This window comes from Yersinia intermedia (genome assembly GCF_900635455.1).
Taxonomy (GTDB): domain Bacteria; phylum Pseudomonadota; class Gammaproteobacteria; order Enterobacterales; family Enterobacteriaceae; genus Yersinia; species Yersinia intermedia.
In genome coordinates this window covers 1,378,164-1,395,281 of record NZ_LR134116.1, presented here as the reverse complement: position 1 = coordinate 1,395,281, position 17,118 = coordinate 1,378,164, and the positions used below count along the sequence as shown (strand labels likewise).

Here is a 17,118-nt window from a genome sequence, read left to right as displayed (position 1 = left end):
TTAGAACCCCGCCCTTTTAAGTCATTTAATCTGGCAGATTAAAACTTTCCCGGCGAACGCGTTCAATATGGATAGTCAAAAACATCCGCTCTTCTTTGCTCAAATCCTGCTGATACTGCAATTTCATATGCTGCTGGATCTTACCCGCACAGCGATAGGCCTCAGCATAATTATCTTTCACCGCATCGTGTAAGGAATCATCATCACTGGTGACCCCATTTCGGCCCAACATCCGCTGCGAGAAAAATTTCAAATGGGTAACAAAACGGTGATAACTCAGCCCGTCCTCATCATATTCCAGCTTAAATTGGTACTTCACGATATGCAGAATTTCCTGCATTACCTTCGTCACTTGCATCACTTCAGGCATTTCACCCTTCAACTGCGCATTCACCAGATGCAGCGCGATAAACCCGGCTTCATCCTCACGCAATTGCACCCCAAGCCGTTGTTTAATGATCTGCAATGCTTCACGGCCCAAGGCAAACTCTTTGGGATACAACCGACGAATCTCCCACTGCAATCCATTCGTTATATCCAAACCTTGTTTATGCCGTTCAATTGCATAGAAACAGTGGTCAGTCAGCGAAATATAGAGGTTATCCTGCAACTTACCCAGTTTTGCCTTTGCCTGCGTGATAATACAGTCACAAGTAATCATTACTTCCAATGGAATACAGCTAAGTAGCTCACTCAGTCGCGAAACCAACTCATTATCTTTCAGAGCAAACACTTTTTCTATCAATGAGTTATCTAGTGCTTCACCTGGGTGTTTTTGAAAGCCAAGGCCACGACCCATAATGACTTGTTCCTGACCATGTTGATCGAGAACAATCACCACGTTGTTGTTAAGTATTTTCGCAATTCGCATGCTTTGGCCCTGAAAACAAAAAAACCCGACTCAGCAGCATTCATCAAGCTACTCAATCAGGTTTTGCCCGCCATTGACGGTAACAATCCAACTACCCCTAAATTAACATGTTAATACCCTACTGCAAGCCGCAAGTGATAAAAATCGTGATGTAGATCTCCTCTTGTCATAAAAAATAGATCACCACCTCGTTTAAGCCATTATTTAGCTTGTGTTAATACCACCTAAAATTCGCGTTATCGTGATAAAAAACAATAGAAAAAACAGCAGCGATTTTATTGAGACTTTTCTTAAGATTATAAAGATAAATTAAATTAACATCACAAAAAATGAGAATAATAACAACATACTTTCATTTGAGATTGATTCTTTATTACGACAGCCAAATTTATATAAGTATATTACGTATATGTATAGTAAATGGTTAATACCTTTCATTAAATCATTAATAACCTTTGGCAAACTCACAAAAAACAGCGCTATATTTCCGTTATATCGCCTTAATTGATTTGCATCATATAAAAGTAACAAATTATTTCCTAAGGTGAAGCAATACCATTTACGCCTGATTTTCTTATTTTTCATTAAAAAAGTGTCCTCCGCAAAGGTAATGTCGATGAATAACAATAAAAGACCTATCACCGGTTCACTGAGCCGCCGTGAATTTATTCAAACATCCGCCGCAGTGACTGGGGCTGCGGCTATTGCCGGTTCTATCACCCTTCCTTTTTCAGTACATGCCGCGCCAGAACAGCGCGCAGCAGCAACAGAGGAAACCATTAAATACAGTGCATGCCTGGTTAACTGCGGTAGCCGCTGCCCACTAAAAGTACATGTGCGAAATGGCGAAATTATTAAGATTGCTAATGAAGCAATTTATGATGACTCCACCTTCGGTGAGCATCAAATTCGCCCCTGTTTGCGTGGTAGATCGGTAAGATGGAAAACATATAATCCAGATCGAGTAAAATACCCCATGCTGCGTGTTGGCAAACGTGGCGAAGGTAAATTCAAACGTATCAGTTGGGATGAAGCTACCACTATTGTGGCCGATAATCTAAAAAGAACCATTGCACAATACGGTAACGAAGCAATTTATTATCAATATGGTTCTGGCTCGACCGGCGCTAATTTACAAGGCCGCAATGCCTGTAAAAGAATGCTGAGCTTGCTCGGTGGTTTTCTCGACCAACACGGTACCTATTCTACTGCTCAAATAAATACGGTGATGCCGTATATCTATGGTAGCGCAGACGAAACCTTACTGGATGAAATTAAAAACTCAGATTTAGTGGTCATGTTTGGTCATAACCTGGCAGAAACACGCATGTCGGGTGGCGGGCAATATATCGAAACCGTTCATGCGCTGGGGAAGAGCAAAGCCAAAGTTATTATTATCGATCCACGCATGACCGACAGTGTGACGACCCTCAATGCAGAATGGATCCCCATCTTCCCAGGCACCGATGCCGCACTGGTGGCGGCATTAGGACATGTATTAATTAAAGAAAATCTGACTGATGAAGATTTCCTGACACAATATTGTGTCGGCTGGGATACCACAACATTACCCGCTTCAGCCCCGCCAATGGTTCTTACAAAGACTATATTTTAGGTAACGGCCTCGACGGGGTAGAAAAAACACCAGAATGGGCCAGTGAGATAACCGGTATTGCGCCAACACGGATTATTCAATTAGCCCGCGAATTAGGAAATGCCCGTGCAGCATGGATATCACAAGGTTGGGGTATTCAGCGCAGTGCTAATGGCGAGCAGGCGGCGCGCGCTATTATGATGTTGCCACTGATGACCGGCAATATTGGCCGCGCCGGAACCAATACCGGCGCCTGGGGTGGGAATGTGAAATATCCGGTGCCGGGATTCAGTATTCCGAACCCAGTGAAGACGGCTATACCCTGCTTTATGTGGACCGATGCTATTTTCCGTGGCACTGAAATGACGGCGAAAAATGCGCATGTGAAGAATAAAGATAAACTTGATACCAATATTAAGTTTATGTGGAACTACGCCAGTAATGTTATCGGCAATCAGCATTCTGATCTGAATAAAACCCACCGCATTTTACAAGATGAATCACTGTGCGAGTTTATTTTGGTGTGGGAAAACCACATGACTAACTCTGCCAAGTATGCTGATTTATTACTGCCCGATGTCACTTCAGTTGAATCAAATGATTTGATTGATAACTCTTACGCCAGTGGGGCTTATCACTATGTCACACGGTTGCAAAATGCGATCGAGCCACTGTGGGAATGCCGCCCGTCTTATGATGTGTTAGCCGAAATTGCCACTAAGTTAGGGATTGGCGATGCTTTTACCGAAGGCCATACCCAGCAAGAATGGATTGAAATCAGCTATAACAAAATGCGTGAGAAAAATCCCGCCTTACCGCCTTTTGAACAGACCAACGACCAAGGCATCATCGATCGTATTTATGCGGACAGCAGTCAATATATCGCGTTAAAAGATTTCCGTGATGACCCGGTGAACCACCCGTTGAAAACCCCGTCTGGCAAAATTGAGATCTACTCAGAAGCGCTGGCAACATTGGAAAAAGAGTGGCAACTGGCACCCGGTGATCGCATTACGGCTGTCGCCGAATATTGCCCTACCTTTGAAGGTGTTAGCGATGTAGAAACCATGAAAAACTACCCCTTGCAGATGACAGGTTTCCATATCAAAGGCCATACCCACTCCTCTTATTATAACGTAGCCATGCTGCGGGAAGCGGTTCCGCATCAGTTTTGGATTAACCCCATTGACGCCCAGCCTCGCGGTATCCAACAAGGGGATATGGTCGAAATTTTTAACAGCCGAGGCCGTATTCGTATTGCCGCAAAGGTTACCGAACGGGTGTTGCCGGGGGTGATTAGCGTGCCGCAGGGGGCATGGCGAAATACCAATAAGGACGGCATTGATGTGGGAGGGTGTATCAATACGTTAACAACACTGCGACCGTCGCCACTGGCAAAAGGTAACCCACAACACACCAACCTCGTTGAAGTAAAACGCATATAAGGAGTTGAGTAATGAAGCAATATGGTTTTTTTGTCGACTCCACCAAGTGCACTGGGTGTAAGACCTGCCAAATCAGTTGCAAGGATGAGAAGAAATTAGATCTTGGGCCGAAGTTGCGGCGTGTTTACGAATATGGCGGCGGCAGTTGGGCTAAGCAGAACAATATTTGGGTACAAAACGTCTTCAACTACTATCTGTCTATCGCCTGCAACCACTGCTCATCGCCCACCTGCGTAACAGGTTGCCCAACTGGTGCCATGCATAAACGTGAAGAAGATGGCTTGGTGGTCGTTAATCAGGATCTCTGTGTCGGCTGCCGCTATTGCGAGATGCGCTGCCCATATGGTGCGCCGCAATTTGATGCCAAGAAGAAACTGATGACCAAGTGCGATGGCTGCTATCAACGGGTCGCCGCAGGCGATAAACCGGTTTGTGTCGAATCCTGCCCGCAGCGCGCACTAGATTTTGATGAAATCACGCTATTGAGGGATAAATACGGTGAAGAAAATGCCATTGCGCCATTACCGTACGCGCATCTGACACACCCCAATCTGGTTATCAAAAGCCACCGTGATGCCAAGCCATCTGGTGATACATCAGGCCGCATCCAAAATCCGGCGGAGGTATAAAATGCATGAATTACCCTTGGTGTTTTTCACCGTACTGGGGCAAACCGCTGTCGGGTTGTTTGCACTGGTGCTACTGAGTAACAAACTCGGTATGACCACCCCTTTACAACTCAAACAAGCCAATATCATCGGCCTGATGCTGATGATGGTTGGCCTGATCGTTGGCACTCTGCATGTTGGGCAACCATTGCGCGCTGCCACCATGCTACTGGGTGTTGGCCGCTCACCAATGAGTAACGAGATAGTGCTCAGTGGCTTATTTGTCGCCATGGCCTGTGGCACCGTATTTTTCTCAACCATCGTCAAAAATACGCTACTGGCAATGTTGTGCAATGTGGCAACCGTGATCTTCGGCCTGGCCTTTGCCTGGTCAATCACTCAAGTTTATCAACTGACCACGGTGCCTAATTGGGATACCTCGTATACCTCGCTACAACTGTGGATGACGGTACTGGTTGGCGGTGGCGCTTTCGCTATTTTGACCGGCGCTCGCCAGCTTGGTGCATTAGCCGTGTTGGTAGGTGCCATTGTGACATTGGTGAATAAACCAGGTTACCTCAGTTTTCTTGGTCAAAGTTCAGCGGAGCTGAGTAGCCAACAGGGGCTGTTCTGGGGAATTCAAATTCTGCTGCTGACGCTCGGTATCTTTGTTGCCACCGCAGCATTACTGAAAGACAGAATCCCTCGAGTTACGCTCGCGGTCAGTGCTTCGGCGCTGGTGATCGGTGAGTTGGCCGGGCGCATCGCTTTCTACAATCTGTGGCAAGTACCAATGTAAATTAACCTATTGCTGCTATTGCCCTACTCACAACTCACTGATTAGCCGTGATAACTGCGGCTAATCAGTATTGAGATAGCTGGCCCCAAAGAGAGAAAATTTTGATGTTACTAAATACCACGCTGCCAAGGATTTTAGGTGCCTGTTTTTACTATCCACCACAGTCCGATACCGTACAGCGCCTTTGGCCACTGCTGCCACAGATTGCTGAGCTTTTTCCGTGGTCAAATCCGGCTAAAATTGCGCGCTATTGCCAGCAAATGCCGAGTATCCAGCCCGAACAACTGGAATATGATTTCTCGATTTTGTTTGAGGGGCAAGGTGAAATGCCCGCGCCACCCTGGGGTTCCGTTTATCTGGATAAAGAAAATATCTTGATGGGAGATAGCACCCTGCAATATCGCGAATTCCTGTCAACATTCGGGCTGGTAAATCAAAGTACTATCCGTGAACCGGAAGACCAATTTGGCCTAATGTTATTGGCATGGGTTAATTTAATTGAGCAGCAACCGGTAACTAAGCTTCCATCTGGCGAAGCTGCACTGGTATTACTCACTGAGCATTTACTGCCGTGGGCCTATCGCTACCTTGAGCTGGTATCAAGTAGCCAGACCGAGCATCAGGTATATCCGTTACTGGCAAAGATAACCGAGTGCTACCTGCAAACCTTACAAACTGAACTGGGCCTATTTCCTCAGCCCCGCGAGCTATTTCGGTGATAAAAAAAGAGTCGGTGATAAAAGACGAGCGCTACTACAAAGCGTATCTGGAAAACCGCACCATCAGTCGCCGTGGGCTATTTCGCGGCTTGCTAAAAAGTGCCCGCCAACAACCGCTTCCCCTCTCGTCGGTAACGGCAATCAGGCCACCGGGAGCCATTGCTGAAAGTGCTTTCACGCAAACGTGTACCGGTTGTGAAGCCTGCATGCACGTCTGCGGCGAACATCTGATAGTCATGGTAAATCAAAAGCCTGAGTTGGATTTTTCTACTCAATATTGCAGCCGTTGTCTGGCCTGTACCACCGCTTGCCAAAGCGGTGCTTTATCACCGTCTGCCCACCCTATTACGGCGCATCCGGGCGTAAAAAACATCTGTCAAAACACCTATATCTACTGCAACACTTGTGCTGATTACTGTGATAAACAGGCTTTGCTGTGGCGGCCCCACCAGCCGCCGACGCTGGCTTTAGCGCTGTGCGATGGCTGCGGTGAGTGTGCCTTCAGGTGCCCGGCAAGGGCGTTGGAAATGCAACTAACATCGCCCCAAATGGCCGATTGAACCAAAGTACCACTACGTTAAATAAGTAACCCCAACCTGCTGATGTCAGTACAATGCCACTACCTTTAGTAGCTTGTTCGCCACAGGAGTGACACCGTGTTCCATTACCCAGCCCATTATACCCTTGATGAAGCCAGCGGCGAGTACCACATCCAGTATCGCGATTTCCCTGAATTGGAATCAGTGACCTACTCTCAGGAAGATATTGAACTGGAAGCACAAGACGGTATTAAGAATGGTATTGCAGCAGAAATGGAAGAGCGCCGCCCCGTCCCTGCCCCCTCAGCACTGCAACCGGGTGATATTTCAGTTCATGTGCCCATTCTGGTGCGGCTGAAAGCTGAATTACACAATGCGATGTTAACCACCAATACCCGCAAAGCAGATATGGCGCGCAAGCTTGGTTTGAATGCCGCACAGATGGATCGCCTGCTGGATGTGTATTACGCCTCCAAGGTTGAAGCACTAGAGCAAGCCCTGTATTTACTGGGCTTTGAGGCCAACATCGAGGTAAAAAAAATAAGCTGATTATCTTAACGTCAGCCGCATTGGCTTAGATTGTAACCAAGAGAGTAACAAATTGTTATTTGGCGATAATTTAAAAAAACGTTAATAGCCTCACACTTCAATGCATTGGCTCACAATATTTGCCATTTAGATACGAAAACGTGATCTGATGCATAAAATTACAGTATTGAAAGTTTCTCCCTGTTGGGATTACATTAGCCCGATCCTGTCGTATCCCACTGAGTTCACTCAGGCTGGCACGACAATTCGGATGTATCTCAGATTGATAGCTAGCCAGTTATGATGAAATGGCCGCCATTGATTGAACGCGTGATTCGTCCACATTAATACCCAAAGTACTTGGAATTAGCGCTAGCCAGCAAGTGAGTTGATCCCGACGGGCTTACATCAGTAAGTGACTCGGGTTAGCTAACCTCGCGGACGCCACTGCAATTTCAAGTTACAAGGGTAAACGCAGCACAGCAATTTGGATCGTTACTGGCGAAGTAGCTCCAAGGGGAGTTGTTCAGTGAAATATTTCTTTATGGGTATCTCAATTATGTTGGTGGTCTGGGTTGGCACCTTCATGATGATGGTCGAGTAACACTTACTCAAACCATCCACAATCTGACATCGTATAAAGGGCGCATTTGCGCCCTTTATCATTTTCCAGGAATCATTCGTCGTAACGTATCATCCCGACGAATATAGTGATGATAAAGCGCGGCCATCGCATGAGCGCCAATCACAAAATAGCCTAAATTAGCGATTAACTCATGAGTTTGCTTAAGGTAACTACGCGCGACATCATCCGGTGTCACCCATTGCGGTACCTGCCACCCCAGCAAGAACCAGGTTTTCCCACCATAAGCCTGTGTCAACACGCCCAGCACCGGTAATGATAAGAACATTAAATACAGTCCCCAATGCATAATGTCCGCCCCTAGCAGCTGCCATTTAGGTAACGTTGGCGTAATCGCCGGTGCCACATTACGCTGGCGCAACCAGAGCCGTACCAACATCAGTAGCCAGACAGAAATACCAAAATTGAAATGCAGATTTTTCACTAAGGCAAGGTCTTCATCCGGCACCGAGTCACTGAGTAACATGGCGGCGTAAGTCAGAATGACCATCACTAGCGTCAACCAATGCAGGGTTATTTGGGGTAACGAATAGCGATTTCTCATTGTTGTGCTCCACTGACTTCACTAAGTTAATAGTCAGTATGGTACAAAATAGATGAAGAGAACATTAAGGGTGGGCAGATAACGTTTTGAACATAAGGTACTTTATTCTGACCGGACAGCTTGAGTCGCCGGTCAGAATAGGGAGTTAGCTATTTAGTTCAGAGTAAGCGCGGGGTTAGATACCGTCACCTGAAACCGCTTTGCTCGGTTTCAACAAGCCATCGGCACGGAACATACTTTTAATTCCGCGCACCGCCTGACGGATCCGATCCTGATTCTCAATCAAGGCGAAGCGGACATGGGTATCACCGTAATCACCGAATCCTATCCCCGGCGAAACGCAGACTTTTGCCTCAGATAACAGGCGTTTGGCAAACTCAAGTGACCCTAAATGGGCGTAAGGCTCTGGGATTTTCGCCCAGACATACATCGACGCTTTGGGATTTTCAACCATCCAGCCAGCCTCATGCAACCCACGCACCAATACGTTACGCCGCTGGCGGTATTTTTCAGCGATATCACGGACGCACTGTTGATCCCCTTCCAGGGCAGCAATTGCCGCCACCTGCAACGGGGTAAACGTGCCGTAGTCGTGATAGCTTTTGATGCGGGCCAGCGCATTAACCAATTCCGGGTTACCCACCATAAAACCAATACGCCAACCGGCCATATTGTAGCTTTTGGATAAGGTGAAAAACTCAACTGCAATGTCTTTAGCGCCGGGCACCTGCATGATTGACGGTGCTTTCCAGCCATCGTACACAATATCGGCATAGGCCAAATCATGCACCACCAGCACATCGTATTGCTTCGCTAACGCCACTACCCGTTCAAAAAACTCCAGTTCTACACATTGTGCTGTAGGGTTAGACGGAAAGCCGAGGATCATCATTTTCGGTTTGGGAATGGTTTCACGAATCGCGCGTTCCAATTCACAGAAGAAATCAATGCCCTCAGTCAATGGGACTGAGCGAACTTGCGCCCCTGCAATCACCGCACCATAAATATGAATCGGGTAGCTAGGATTCGGCACCAACACCGTATCACCGTGGTCCAGCGTCGCCAGCATCAGATGCGCCAGCCCCTCTTTCGAACCTATGGTGACAATAGCTTCACTTTCAGGATCGATGTCCACTTGGTAACGCTCGGCGTACCAGTTGGAAATCGCCCTACGCAGCCGAGGTATCCCCCGCGAGGTTGAATAGCCGTGGGTGTCTTCACGCTGCGCGACACTGCACATTTTCTCAACGATATGTGGCGGTGTCGGGCCATCGGGATTACCCATACTGAAATCAATAATATCTTCACCGCGCCGGCGGGCAGCCATTTTCAACTCAGCGGTAATATTGAAAACATAAGGGGGCAAGCGATCAATACGGGTAAAACGACGTTTAGCAGGGAGTTCAGCCATAATTTCCTCGAGGATACGTTAGCGCCCGGACCGTCCGAGCGACGCTGACCATCAGATGGTCTGTTTATGAACATATCCCAGCGCTAAAGGGCTGTCGAGTAGCTGATAATAAATATCTAACTCATCGGATAAGTTACTAAGAATCAAACTCGCAGGCCAACATCCCTAACACCCAGTCATCACACCATTGCCCGCCAAGTTGATAGTTATCCCGCAACGTGCCTTCCAACTGAAAACCACAGCGTTCCAGTAACCCGCGTGAAGCATGGTTGCCCACGGTAACCGTGGCTTTCATTTTATGAAACTGGCATTGCTGGAAACCAAACGCCAATACAGCCAACAAGGATTCTTTGGCAAAACCTTTGCCCTGGCAGGACGGTAACATGGCATAACCCACTTCAGCTTGCTGTAACGGCGACCATTCGGCTAAGAAGCCAGTAAGGCCCATGCTCTGCCCGCTGGCGCGTTCACGAACCACCAGACATAGCCAATGGCTGGAGGTCTTGTCCCAAGGAATTAAGCGTGATTCAAAACGCGCGCGGATCTCGGCTATATCCATTGGATCGGCCATATAACGCTGAACCGCAGGATCCTGGTATAAGCGCAAAAACAGCGGCCAATCCTGTTCTTTAAGACTATCGAGCACCAAACGTGGTGTTCTCAGAGAAATCGGCGAGCTACTGAACATCGGGACTACTGGTGACATTTTTCCCTCGAATTGCAGATGTTAGCCATACACAGAACGCAGAATATTAAAGAGGAAATTTTTCCACAACCTCATCCCTTTATTCTTCTCCATTTTACTTAAATAATGTTCACTTCAAGATAACAAAAAACAAACAAATGGTCAGCATCACACGCACCATTACCACGGCCCTCCCCTACAGCTATCGGAGAATCAGTATTATGGCTTCATTACAAATAGACGATATTCCCGCAGCAATCAAAGCGGTGAAGCAGCAATTACGTCAGGCGCTGCCTGATTATCAGCAGGTCTTCCAAGCCGTGGAAGAGAATATTCGCCAGCAAGTCACCGAGATCCGCCGTAGTCTGGCACAGGGTGAGAACCCAGTTCCCCAAATTCATGCCGATGATATTATCAATGGTAAGGTCACCGAAGAACAAAAAACACAAATAAAACAACGGGGATGCTGTGCCATTCTCGGTGTCTTCCCAACGGAAAAAGCGGCGGCGTGGAACCGTGAAATCGGTAACTATCTCGAACGTAATAATTTCGTCGAACGCCTGAAAAATGCCGCAGAAGATAACTATTTCGGAACGCTGGCTGCCAGCAAACCGCAAATTTACGGGATTTACTGGTCCACACCGCAGGTTGAGGCTCGCCAGGATCAGCGCATGAATGCGGTGCAGGTATTTTTAAATAATCTGTGGCAAACCGAGAGCAACGGCAAGCAACATTTTGATGCTAACCGCGTGGTGACTTATGCCGACCGCACCCGTCGCCGCCCACCAAAATCATCATCACTGGGCTTATCACCTCACGTTGATGGTGGCTCCATCGAGCGCTGGTTGGATGAGAACTTCCGCCACGTATACCGCCACGTATTCTCAGGTGACTGGCAGAAGTATGACCCATTTGCCGCTGAAGGCCGCCCACAAGTGCGCGAATTCCCCTCGCCGGCAGTGTGTTCGATGTTCCGCACCTTTCAAGGCTGGACGGCACTGACACCGCAACGAACCCATGCAGGGACGCTGAATGTTATCCCGATCGCTAATGCCATGGCCTATATCCTGCTGCGCGCATTACAAGATGATGTTGCTGACGATGATCTGTGCGGTGCGGCACCGGGGCGCGCCTTATCCGCCTCTGAGCAATGGCATCCTCTTTTAATGGAAGCCATTTCCCCTATTCCAGATTTGGAAGCGGGTGATACGGTATTCTGGCATTGCGACGTAATTCACTCAGTGGAAAATGAGCATAACGGTGAGTTTGATAGCAACGTCATGTATATCGCGGCAGCGCCATGGTGTGACAAGAACGCCGCATACCTGCCACGTCAGTTAGCCAGTTTTATTGATGGCCGCTCACCACCAGACTTTGCCGCCGATGATTTCGAGGTGGATTTCAGCGGCAGAGCTACCGCCGATAACCTAACCGCCATCGGCAAACAACAGTTAGGTATGGCTGAATAACGCACCTATTAATCCCGTGTTTCTCTGCCAATAATGACGATATAAATAATCTCCTCAACGTTATCTCTGCTGGCGCGACCCGCCAGCAGATTCCCTTGCACCCCGCAGTGCCATTCACCGGATAACGCGGATAAAGTGGTAGTCGACGGCTATTTTCCTTATAGTTAACCGCTTATTCGCCTCAGAACCTGATTGTTCCCCAGCTAAGACCAAGGCTGTTGCCAAGAGAAAATAGTGTGCACCAGATATTTGAAATGCTACTGGCGGTGTTCGACCGCGCCGCATTAATGTTGATTTGCTTATTCTTTCTGACTCGCACCCACCTGTTTCGTCAGTTATTGCAAAAAGAGAAGCACACACCACTGGAGCTGGCAGCGGTAACCGCTATCTTCTCGTTATTCGCTATTTTTGGTACTTATTCCGGTATTAACGTCGAAGGTTCGTTAGTGAATGTTCGGGTTATTGCCGTCATGTCTGGCGGTATTTTGTTTGGCCCGTGGGTAGGTATCATTACCGGGCTTATCGCCGGATCTCACCGATATTTAATTGATATTGATGGAATTACATCAATCCCCTGTCTGATTACCAGTATTATTGCTGGCCTGATGTCTGGCTATATCCATCTAAAAATAAAGAAAGAACGGCAATGGAGTGTCGGTATTCTGGCAGGCATGATTTGTGAGTCACTCACCATGCTATTGGTGGTTATTTGGGCCAGGCCGACCGCATTAGGTATTGATATTGTGTCTAAAATCGCCATTCCAATGATTTTAGGTGCGGTTTGTATCGGATTAATTGTTCTGCTGGTACAAAGTGTCGAAGATGAAAAAGAGGTTATTGCCGCGCGGCAAGCGAAACTGGCACTGGATATCGCCAACAAAACCCTGCCGTATTTTCGCAATATCAATGGCGAATCACTGCGCAGTGTGTGTGAGATTATTCGCACCGATATTAAGGCTGACGCTGTCGCCATTACTGATACCCAACATATTTTGGCTTATGTTGGGGTGGGCGTTGAAGCCTATAATATCGGCCATGAGATCATCAGTGATATTACCAAAGAGAGCATTCAGCGCGGGAAGATTACCATCCGCAATAATGATGAAGTCAATCGCACACCACAAATTCACTCCCTCATCATTATCCCGTTATGGGAAAAAGGCGAGGTCACCGGCTCGCTAAAAATCTATTATTGCCATGCACATAAAATCACCTATTCATTAAAAGTGATGGCGGTAGGCTTATCACAAATCATCTCAACTCAGATTGAAGTTTCCCGCATAGAACAACTGCGCGAAATGGCAAATAAAGCGGAAATGCGCGCACTACAAAGTAAAATTAACCCGCACTTCTTGTTTAATGCCTTGAATGCCATTTCGTCCTCAATTCGTATTAATCCAGATACCGCGCGCCAATTGATCATCAATTTATCCCGTTATCTGCGTTATAACCTTGAACTGAATGACGAACAGATTGATATTCGCAAAGAACTACATCAAATTCAGGATTATATCGCCATCGAGCAGGCCCGCTTCGGCAGCAAGTTAACCGTGATTTATGATATTGACGACGATATTGCGCTGAAAATACCCAGTCTGTTAATTCAACCTTTGGTTGAAAATGCTATTGTGCATGGCATTCAGCCGTGTCGTGGTAAAGGTGTCGTGGTCATTGCGGTTAAAGACAGTGGCGACCAAATAAAAATTTCAGTGAAAGACACCGGTAATGGTATTAACCCAGAGACTATTGAGCGCGTGGCGAATAATGAAATGCCGGGCAATAAAATTGGTTTACTCAATGTGCATCATCGGGTGAAATTACTGTATGGGGAAGGTTTACAGATACGCCGCATGGAACCGGGCACCGAGATCTCTTTTTATATCAGCAAAAATGGCGGCAAAATCCATGCTGAACCCCGTATTCCAGCCGGAGTTTAACCCGTGAAAGCAATCATTGTTGAAGATGAGTTTCTGGCTCAAGAAGAGTTGAGTTACCTGATTCGCCAGCACAGCGGCATAACCATTGAGGCAACCTTTGACGATGGGCTGGATGTGCTTAAATACCTGCAAAACCATCAGGTTGATGCTATTTTTCTCGATATCAATATTCCGTCGTTGGATGGCGTGTTATTGGCTCAGAATATCAGCAAGTTTGCCCATAAGCCTTATATTATCTTTATCACTGCCTATAAAGAGCATGCGGTAGAAGCCTTTGAAATTGAAGCCTTTGACTATATTTTGAAGCCTTACCATGAGTCTCGTATTGTCACTATGCTGCAAAAACTCGAAGCGCTGCATAAGCGTGAGCGCCAAAATAGGGAGCAGACCAGCAGTACCAGCCACCGTTCTGCGGCACATACCATCAATTTGATGAAAGATGAGCGCATCATCGTCACCGACATCAATGATATCTATTATGCAGCGGCGCAGGAAAAGGTCACGTTGGTCTATACGCGACGCGAAGAATTCATTATGCCGATGAATATTACAGAATTTTTCAGCCGCCTGCCGGAGGAGTACTTCTTCCGCTGCCATCGCTCCTATTGTGTCAATTTAGCCAAAATCCGTGAAATTGTACCGTGGTTTAACAATACCTATATTCTGCGGCTCAGCGATTTGGACTTTGAAGTCCCTGTCAGCCGCAGCAAGATAAAAGAATTCAGGCAACTGATGCGCCTTTAAATGCATTTCATTCCGCGTGGAATGCAGCTCATTCCCCTTTCGATCTATAGTGATTAGCCCGCCCGTATACTGGTTTCATTCGGCGGGCTGATAACACCTCAAGACAAGATTTCCGGTGCTCCATCAGCGCGTAATCTTTGGCTTCCGACGCTATTGCAACTGATTGTTATGTTCGCAATAGCCATATTCGGGCCACATTGCATTGATGTTTAAGGAGTCCGGCATGAGCAGTAAACCGGTAAATCGTTGGCTAATTGTTGCGGGTACCATCATCGTTCAGATGGGGTTGGGAACTATCTATACCTGGAGCTTATTTAATCAGCCACTGGGAGAGAAGTTCAGTTGGTCGTTAGGGGCGGTTGCAACCACATTTTCCATTACCAGTTTTTCTCTCGCTATTGCCACTCTGTTTGCTGGCCGCCTGCAAGAGCGTATCGGTATCCGTAAACTGACGTTGATTTCCGGTATCATCCTTGGCTTGGGCCTGATCGCCAGCTCTTTTGCCACATCATTGGGAATGATTTATCTGTTGGCCGGTATCGTGGTCGGTTTCGCCGATGGCACTGCCTACATCACCACCCTGTCAAATCTGATTAAATGGTTCCCGGAACGTAAAGGGCTGATTTCCGGCATTTCGGTGGGGGCATTTGGTACCGGCAGCTTATTGTTCAAATATGTAAATGCCAGTCTGATTGCCAACCAAGGGGTGTCGCTGGCATTTTTCTACTGGGGCATCATCGTGATGGTATTAGTGGGAGCCGGCTCTTTCTTGCTACAAGAAAAAGCAGTTGCACCACAGGCCAACAACAGCCTGCAAACTGCCCGTAACGGGCGTGATTTCAGTGTCAAAGAGATGCTGGCAGTTAAAGAGTCTTACTTCTTATTCATCATCTTCTTCACCGCCTGTATGAGTGGCTTATATCTGATTGGTATCGTGAAAGATTTAGGCGTACAACTGGCAGGAATGGACCTGGCGATGGCGGCTAACACCGTGTCGGCCATTGCTATCTTTAATACCGCAGGGCGCATTATCCTTGGTGCACTATCAGACAAAGTGGGCCGTTTGCGCGTAATCAGCTTCACCTTGCTGGTCACCACATTAGCGGTATCCGTGTTGAGTTTTGCTCCACTGACTCATGCGCTGTTCTTCCTGTGTGTCGGGGCGATAGCCTTCTGCTTCGGCGGCAATATTACCGTGTTCCCGGCGATTGTGGGCGACTTCTTCGGTCTGAAAAATCACAGTAAAAACTACGGCGTCATCTATCAAGGGTTTGGTCTGGGTGCGCTGGCAGGTTCGTTTATTGCCGCACAACTGGGAGGATATCAGGCGACATTTATGGTTATCGCGGTGCTGTCAGTGCTTTCTCTGCTGCTGACGTTGATAATCAAACCGCCAAAAGGTGCAGCAACCGAGATTGAAAGCACATCAACCGCGACAGCAGGCGTGACTGCCCGTAGCCATGCCTAATAGAGTGTAACGCAGCCAACCATAACTAATACAACTCAGCCAGAGTTTGTAAAGTATGGGGCTGGTTTAAAGCAATGATGTAAAAAAAGCAGAGCCTTGGCTCTGCTTTCATATTTCACCGATGGCGAACAAAAACCTTATAATTCATGCCCTAATCGCTGACGCAAGTAAGCGCCCGCCCCCAGCAAACCCGGTTGCTGATGGGTAATCATATAAACAGGAATATCTTGCAGGAAATCTTTGAAACGGCCTTTATCTTCAAAAGCACTACGGAAGCCCGAGGCTTTAAAGAATTCCATAAAGCGCGGCACGATACCGCCAGCAATATAAACGCCACCAAAAGTGCTGAGATTCAATGCCAGATTGCCGCCAAAACGGCCCATAATCACGCAAAATAGTGATAAGGCGCGGCGGCAGTCAGTACAGCTATCCGCCAGAGCGCGTTCAGTAATGTCTTTCGGTACCAGATTCTCCGGCAGGCGTGCGTCAGATATCACGATAGCCCGGTATAAATTAACCAGCCCCGGCCCGGAAAGTACCCGCTCAGCAGAGACATGGCCCAGCTCCTGGCGCAAAACCGCCAAAATAACGTCTTCTTCTTCACTGTTCGGGGCGAAGTCCACATGACCGCCCTCTCCCGGCAAGCTAATCCAACGGCGGTCCACATTAACTAAATGGGCCACACCTAACCCAGTACCTGCGCCATAAACTGCCACTGGTTTACCCGGTTGAGGCGTTGTACCGCCAAACTGCAACACATCCTGTTCGGACAGCACCGGGATCGCCATCGATACCGCCGTAAAATCGTTGATCACCTCCAGATGATCCAACCCCAGGCTTTGCTGCATGGCTGCAATAGAGAATGCCCAAGTATGATTGGTCATCGCCACCCAATCCCCGGTAATCGGGCAAGCAATAGCGATACAGGCAGCCTTTACGGTGACTGTATGTTCTGACAGATATTGCTTAATGACATCTTCCAGGCTGTCGTATTCCAACCCTGAATATGTTTTTGCTTGTGATATTTCGCCCGTCGCCACAGCGCAAAGCGCCAAACGGGCATTAGTGCCGCCAACGTCACCCACCAGGGCATAGCTCGTCATCAGAAACTTCT

The 17,118-nt window shown here is 47.6% G+C and carries 15 protein-coding genes and 1 pseudogene; 11 read left to right on the top strand and 5 right to left on the bottom strand.

What is annotated here, in order from left to right:
• Positions 1 to 25: 25 nt before the first annotated feature.
• Entirely contained in the window at positions 26 to 871 is an 846-nt protein-coding gene (licT, locus tag EL015_RS06500) for a BglG family transcription antiterminator LicT (protein ID WP_005183644.1), read from the bottom strand.
• 616 nt (positions 872 to 1,487) lie between these two features.
• Between licT and EL015_RS06495 the strand changes: the two are divergent.
• The 7 genes and pseudogenes from EL015_RS06495 (at position 1,488) to ypdK (ending at position 7,707) form a co-directional block, all read left to right on the top strand.
• Positions 1,488 to 3,910 (top strand): annotated as a pseudogene (locus EL015_RS06495) (DmsA/YnfE/YnfF family dimethyl sulfoxide reductase).
• Between the two features lie 11 nt (positions 3,911 to 3,921).
• Positions 3,922 to 4,539 carry a DMSO/selenate family reductase complex B subunit gene (locus EL015_RS06490; protein WP_005183646.1) on the top strand — a complete coding sequence of 206 codons (618 nt, stop codon included), beginning with the start codon at positions 3,922 to 3,924 and terminating at the stop codon, positions 4,537 to 4,539.
• Position 4,540: 1 nt separating this feature from the next.
• Positions 4,541 to 5,317: a dimethyl sulfoxide reductase anchor subunit family protein gene (locus tag EL015_RS06485; protein ID WP_005183647.1), complete on the top strand. Its 777-nt coding sequence runs from the start codon at positions 4,541 to 4,543 to the stop codon at positions 5,315 to 5,317.
• 104 nt (positions 5,318 to 5,421) lie between these two features.
• Complete coding sequence (locus tag EL015_RS06480) at positions 5,422 to 6,036, top strand: TorD/DmsD family molecular chaperone (RefSeq protein WP_005183648.1); 615 nt, start codon at positions 5,422 to 5,424, stop codon at positions 6,034 to 6,036.
• Positions 6,033 to 6,596, top strand: a complete 564-nt coding sequence (locus EL015_RS06475; RefSeq protein WP_032905955.1) for a 4Fe-4S dicluster domain-containing protein — start codon at positions 6,033 to 6,035, stop codon at positions 6,594 to 6,596. Before EL015_RS06480 ends, EL015_RS06475 begins: the two co-directional genes overlap by 4 nt.
• Positions 6,597 to 6,692: 96 nt before the next feature.
• Positions 6,693 to 7,124: a type II toxin-antitoxin system HicB family antitoxin gene (locus tag EL015_RS06470; RefSeq protein ID WP_005183650.1), complete on the top strand. Its 432-nt coding sequence runs from the start codon at positions 6,693 to 6,695 to the stop codon at positions 7,122 to 7,124.
• Between the two features lie 508 nt (positions 7,125 to 7,632).
• Complete coding sequence (ypdK, locus tag EL015_RS06465; protein WP_098057507.1) at positions 7,633 to 7,707, top strand: membrane protein YpdK; 75 nt, start codon at positions 7,633 to 7,635, stop codon at positions 7,705 to 7,707.
• A 58-nt stretch (positions 7,708 to 7,765) separates the two neighbouring features.
• Here ypdK and EL015_RS06460 read toward each other — a convergent pair whose 3' ends face one another.
• From EL015_RS06460 to EL015_RS06450, 3 genes are all read right to left on the bottom strand, one after another.
• A complete protein-coding gene (locus EL015_RS06460) occupies positions 7,766 to 8,290 on the bottom strand; it encodes a cytochrome b (RefSeq protein WP_005183662.1) in 525 nt (174 codons plus the stop codon).
• Positions 8,291 to 8,465: 175 nt separating this feature from the next.
• Entirely contained in the window at positions 8,466 to 9,701 is a 1,236-nt protein-coding gene (gene alaC / locus EL015_RS06455; RefSeq protein WP_005183665.1) for an alanine transaminase, read from the bottom strand.
• Between the two features lie 136 nt (positions 9,702 to 9,837).
• Positions 9,838 to 10,347, bottom strand: coding sequence for a GNAT family N-acetyltransferase (locus EL015_RS06450; protein ID WP_032906013.1), 510 nt, complete (start codon positions 10,345 to 10,347; stop codon positions 9,838 to 9,840).
• A gap of 260 nt (positions 10,348 to 10,607) precedes the next feature.
• Between EL015_RS06450 and EL015_RS06445 the strand changes: the two genes are divergently transcribed.
• From EL015_RS06445 to EL015_RS06430, 4 genes are all read left to right on the top strand, one after another.
• A complete protein-coding gene (locus EL015_RS06445) occupies positions 10,608 to 11,855 on the top strand; it encodes a DUF1479 domain-containing protein (RefSeq protein ID WP_032905956.1) in 1,248 nt (415 codons plus the stop codon).
• A 236-nt stretch (positions 11,856 to 12,091) separates the two neighbouring features.
• Complete coding sequence (locus EL015_RS06440; protein WP_005183692.1) at positions 12,092 to 13,792, top strand: sensor histidine kinase; 1,701 nt, start codon at positions 12,092 to 12,094, stop codon at positions 13,790 to 13,792.
• 3 nt (positions 13,793 to 13,795) lie between these two features.
• On the top strand, positions 13,796 to 14,536 hold the full coding sequence (locus tag EL015_RS06435; RefSeq protein ID WP_005183695.1) for a LytR/AlgR family response regulator transcription factor: 741 nt from the start codon (positions 13,796 to 13,798) through the stop codon (positions 14,534 to 14,536).
• Positions 14,537 to 14,759: 223 nt separating this feature from the next.
• Positions 14,760 to 16,004, top strand: a complete 1,245-nt coding sequence (locus EL015_RS06430; protein ID WP_032905957.1) for an L-lactate MFS transporter — start codon at positions 14,760 to 14,762, stop codon at positions 16,002 to 16,004.
• A gap of 137 nt (positions 16,005 to 16,141) precedes the next feature.
• Here EL015_RS06430 and glk read toward each other — a convergent pair whose 3' ends face one another.
• Positions 16,142 to 17,107 carry a glucokinase gene (gene glk / locus EL015_RS06425; protein WP_032905958.1) on the bottom strand — a complete coding sequence of 322 codons (966 nt, stop codon included), beginning with the start codon at positions 17,105 to 17,107 and terminating at the stop codon, positions 16,142 to 16,144.
• Between the last annotated feature and the right edge of the window lie 11 nt (positions 17,108 to 17,118).

What these genes read in the sequence shown, in the direction of transcription:
- licT (WP_005183644.1), bottom strand. Translation starts at nt 871, where the DNA reads ATGCGAATTGCGAAAATACTTAACAACAACGTGGTGATTGTTCTCGAT.
- EL015_RS06490 (WP_005183646.1), top strand. Translation starts at nt 3,922, where the DNA reads ATGAAGCAATATGGTTTTTTTGTCGACTCCACCAAGTGCACTGGGTGT.
- EL015_RS06485 (WP_005183647.1), top strand. Translation starts at nt 4,541, where the DNA reads ATGCATGAATTACCCTTGGTGTTTTTCACCGTACTGGGGCAAACCGCT.
- EL015_RS06480 (WP_005183648.1), top strand. Translation starts at nt 5,422, where the DNA reads ATGTTACTAAATACCACGCTGCCAAGGATTTTAGGTGCCTGTTTTTAC.
- EL015_RS06460 (WP_005183662.1), bottom strand. Translation starts at nt 8,290, where the DNA reads ATGAGAAATCGCTATTCGTTACCCCAAATAACCCTGCATTGGTTGACG.
- alaC (WP_005183665.1), bottom strand. Translation starts at nt 9,701, where the DNA reads ATGGCTGAACTCCCTGCTAAACGTCGTTTTACCCGTATTGATCGCTTG.
- EL015_RS06445 (WP_032905956.1), top strand. Translation starts at nt 10,608, where the DNA reads ATGGCTTCATTACAAATAGACGATATTCCCGCAGCAATCAAAGCGGTG.
- EL015_RS06430 (WP_032905957.1), top strand. Translation starts at nt 14,760, where the DNA reads ATGAGCAGTAAACCGGTAAATCGTTGGCTAATTGTTGCGGGTACCATC.
- glk (WP_032905958.1), bottom strand. Translation starts at nt 17,107, where the DNA reads ATGACGAGCTATGCCCTGGTGGGTGACGTTGGCGGCACTAATGCCCGT.